Source organism: Thermogutta sp., from assembly GCF_014359955.1.
GTDB lineage: Bacteria > Planctomycetota > Planctomycetia > Pirellulales > Thermoguttaceae > Thermogutta.
Map to the genome: position 1 here is coordinate 1 of NZ_JACIYL010000461.1, position 3,593 is coordinate 3,593.

Here is a 3,593-nt window from a genome sequence, read left to right on the forward strand (position 1 = left end):
ATCCACTCGCCGGGCCCCTTGCTGTAATCCAGGTACAGCATGGAAGCCACGGCATCCACGCGGATGCCATCCACGTGGTATTTGTCGAACCAGAAGAGGGCATTGGCAATCAGGTAGTTGCGGACTTCATAGCGGCCATAGTTGAAGATGTGCGTGCCCCAGTCGCGATGCTCTCCCAGCCGGGGATCCTCATGCTCGTAGAGAGCGGTCCCGTCAAAACGCCGAAGTCCGTGGCCATCTTTCGGGAAGTGGCCGGGCACCCAGTCGATGATGACCCCAATACCATTCTGATGGCAGTAATCCACAAAATACTGAAAATCTTCTGGGGTTCCGTAACGAGATGTCACGGCGTAATAACCGACCACCTGGTATCCCCAACTGGCCGTGAGGGGGTGCTCGGCGATGGGCAAGAGCTCGATGTGGGTGTAGCCCATCTTCTTCACGTAGTCCACCAGTTCGTGGGCCAGCTCACGATAGTTCATCCAGCCAGTCGGGTTGTCCTTGGGGCGTCGCCAGCTTCCCAAATGGACCTCGTAGATGGAAATGGGTTCTTCCAGCCAGTTCCGTTTTTTCCGCTGTTCCATCCACTCCTGGTCGTGCCACTGGTAGCGATTGATGTTGAAAACGCGGGAGGCACTGCGCGGCGGTACCTCGGCCCAGAAGCCGAATGGATCGGCCTTCTCGAAAACCTGGTCGTGATAACGGATCTGGAATTTGTACAGGTCCCCCTCTTTCAGACCGGGGATGAAAATTTCCCAAAACCCGTTGGGGATGTGCTTCCGCATGGGGTGGCAGCGGCCATCCCAGCGATTGAAATCTCCGATGACGCTGACGCTCGTCGCATTGGGCGCCCAAACGGCAAAGTTGACGCCCTCAACTCCATTGACAGTACGGAGTTGTGCGCCGAGTTTGTTGTAGCACCGCCAGTGGCGTCCCTCGCCAAGCAGGTAAAGGTCGTAGTCCGTCAGAAGCGGGGGAAAAGTGTAGGGGTCGTGCATGATTACCTGTTTGCCATCTTCCTCGGCCACCCGAAGCAAATACTGTGGTTGCTGGCCATTTAGCGGGCAGAGGGCCTCGTACAGGCCGGCGGGGTGAATCCGGCGCATGGGGCGGGGGACGCCCTCGTGGGCCAGATCAATGACCCAGGCCTGTTTGGAGTGGGGGAGGAACGCGCGAATGGACAGGAGCTTTCGCCCGTCTTCCTCCACCACATGGGGGCCCAGCACTTCAAAAGGATTCTCGTGTTTTCCCTCCAGAAGCCGACCTAGATGCTCCAAAGGAACGTGCGTCCGCACGGTCACCTCCTTGTCTCCCATGTCACCGATGACGCAGCTTATTTTACCCAGATTTTTCGATTTTCTCACCCAATACGATTTCTAACAACAGGCTTTGTAATGGCATCGTCAGAAAAGCGTGCTAATTCTCCAGATTCTCCATGTTGCTGAAATTGTCGATAAATCCCAAACAATACACATCAGCACGCTTCTCAGATCGATATGACAGCCCCGCTCCGCAAACGTGGGGAAATAACTGAGGCAGGATCGGCCCCTTAACGGTAATCCCTGAAAGAATTTTATCGCTCCATTGCGGGGGAAGGCTGCACGACGGGCAAATGAGGCCAAATCCAGACCAACCTCACACGATCCGGGACATCACCCACTCGCTTTCAGTGTGTTTTCGGCATGGACTCCCCAACTTGCCGGCCGAATCCACCCTGCAAGCCACTTCAGTCTTTTTCCGAGCAACAGGGATTTCAGCCCAGAAGGACGGCGTCTGCCCGGATCTTCCGTCCGTGGGGAACTTCCCACAGGAACAGCCGTGCCGTCGGAGAAGCGTTCTCCCTTCCGCCAGTGGGGCGGATCGAATCGCCAAATACGGCACTCGATTTCGTGAAACCGGGTAGCCCGGGCGATCCGCTGCCACAAATCCCGGTTGGAAACGGGAACCTGGTGGTCGTAATAGTCCCAACGCCAGTCCGATTGAGGCCATTCGTTCAGACCGAACAGGAGGCCTTCGCGAACTGCGGGGCTGTGCGTCCAGATAATGACCCGCGCCGACTGGTTGAGGGATTCGAGGGCCCTGGCAATGGTAAGGAGTTCGAGACGCTCGCCGCAAACGCCGGGCTCCTCATCTTCGGCGACGAATTCGTCATGGCCGTCTTCCGAGCGGAGAACGAACCGCCAACGGAAAGGGTTCCCATTGAGGCCGGTTTGATACAGGAGGACGAACGTCAGTCGCGGGACGGCAAATGCATCGTTCGTTCCGGCCGTGACTTCCCGCGAGCGATCCACATGCGAAATCATCGATGATACCCCGCCGATGTCCTGCTCAGGGAATCTGAACCATAAAGTCTTCCTGACCAATCTTGTTACAGGATATCGGCAAAGTTCTCCTAGATTTTGCAGCTTAACTTAAAATTTCGCAGAACATCGGCGGAGTCAGGCTGGTGGGAAAGGGATCTCTTTTGTCTCACGACCGCTTGGCAAGATTGTGCCACCAGTCGCAGCCGTAATTACCCACTTTGTATTGCTCAATCTGACCGGTGGCTGCGGGCCCCGCTGCTTTCGCCAGGAGTTCCTTGACTTCCTCGTCAGAAAGCGGGCGGAAATTCCGGGCCATCTCGATGTCCTGCCGGAGGTTTTCCCGTGATTGAATGCCACAGATGAGACTGGAAATGGGAAGCGACAGCGCAAACCTCCGCAACAGCGGTGCCGGTATGCCCAATTCCCGCGGCAATCGGCCACCCTGTGAGGCAAGGGCCTTCATACCGATGGCGCCGATCTTACGCTCCACACACACCGGCAATACCTGCTTTTGGAAGCTTTCATAATGGGCGTCCAGTATGTTGATGGGCATTTGAACGGTGTCCCATTCGAAGGGTTTGGCGAGCATGGCCAAATGGAACCGCGGATTTTTGTGGCCGGTGGGGCCGATATAACGAATCTTGCCGGCTTTGCGGGCTTCTAGGGCGCACTTCAGGGCGCCGTTTTCGGCGAAGATGAGGTCCGGATCGTCGTTCCACTGGATGCCGTGAAACTGCCACAAATCGATCCGATCGGTTCGCAGACGGCGGAGGCTGTCCTCAAGGTTTTGCCGGGCGGTCTTGTAATCCCGTCCACACACTTTGGTCATGAGGAAAACCTTGTCGCGATAGCCATTCTGGGCGAGGGCCTTGCCCATGCGTTCTTCGCTCCTACCGTTGTGGTAGTCCCAGCAGTTGTCGAAGAATGTCAGGCCATTGTCGATGGCTTCATGCATGATCGCGATGGCTTCCTTTTCATCGCGAATGGCTCCGATGTCCCAGCCCCCCAGCCCGATGATACTCACGCGTTCGCCGGTCTTTCCTAACGGACGCGTGGGAAGCCCAGCGGGGCTGGACTCCTGAGCCAGCAGCATGCTGCGGCCCATTGCCAAACCGGCGAGGACTGTTTGCAGGAATTCGCGGCGTGTGGATTCGATGTTCATTGTGGCGTCTCCTTGGGAAGGAATGACCGAGCAAAACAAACGGCAGCAGAACGCGCACAATTTTAGCGCCGCGAAATTGTTAGAAAAGCCCGCCAAAATTTGACTCGTCCCCAGTTTTTGTGTGAGAG

General features: G+C 56.6%; 3 protein-coding genes. All 3 read right to left on the bottom strand.

Annotated features, from left to right (window positions below; all coding sequences use genetic code 11):
• A partial coding sequence (gene glgB, locus H5U08_RS13015; RefSeq protein ID WP_297033781.1) for a 1,4-alpha-glucan branching enzyme occupies positions 1 to 1,295 on the bottom strand: 1,295 nt, incomplete at its 3' end.
• A 357-nt stretch (positions 1,296 to 1,652) separates the two neighbouring features.
• Positions 1,653 to 2,303: a hypothetical protein gene (locus H5U08_RS13020; RefSeq protein ID WP_297033783.1), complete on the bottom strand. Its 651-nt coding sequence runs from the start codon at positions 2,301 to 2,303 to the stop codon at positions 1,653 to 1,655.
• A 166-nt stretch (positions 2,304 to 2,469) separates the two neighbouring features.
• The gene (locus H5U08_RS13025) at positions 2,470 to 3,465 is read right to left on the bottom strand and encodes an aldo/keto reductase (RefSeq protein ID WP_297033786.1); all 996 of its coding nucleotides are present in this window, start codon (positions 3,463 to 3,465) and stop codon (positions 2,470 to 2,472) included.
• Positions 3,466 to 3,593 lie beyond the last annotated feature (128 nt).

Bases quoted from the DNA above. Each gene is read 5' to 3' on its own strand.
- H5U08_RS13020 (WP_297033783.1), bottom strand. From the start codon at position 2,303: ATGATTTCGCATGTGGATCGCTCGCGGGAAGTCACGGCCGGAACGAAC.
- H5U08_RS13025 (WP_297033786.1), bottom strand. From the start codon at position 3,465: ATGAACATCGAATCCACACGCCGCGAATTCCTGCAAACAGTCCTCGCC.